The organism is Cohnella baijiui (genome assembly GCF_020731285.1).
Classification (GTDB): domain Bacteria; phylum Bacillota; class Bacilli; order Paenibacillales; family Paenibacillaceae; genus Cohnella.
Map to the genome: position 1 here is coordinate 1 of NZ_JAJFOW010000442.1, position 221 is coordinate 221.

Below are 221 nucleotides of genomic sequence, written 5' to 3' on the forward strand. Positions count from 1 at the left end.
TGCTTCATCTATCAGTATTTGTGCATATACGTTCAAGGTTGAGGCCCTCCTGTATAATACACTTCATTAATGTCGTTTTTTCGTTTAATTACATAGACAGGAATTTGTTCAAAATTAAGCGCTTTGTATAAAGCAATTGCCTTTTTATTGCTATGCAGTACGGATAGATCAAGATAACTTCGTCCCTTAGCCAAATAATATTCAGCTACGGCTCGAACGAG

The 221-nt window shown here is 36.2% G+C and carries 1 protein-coding gene; it reads right to left on the reverse strand.

Annotation, left to right across the window (positions count from 1 at the left end; translation table 11 throughout):
* Positions 1-32: 32 nt before the first annotated feature.
* Positions 33-221 (reverse strand): N-acetyltransferase (locus tag LKX83_RS33310; RefSeq protein ID WP_227887587.1); only part of this gene is annotated, 189 nt, incomplete at its 5' end.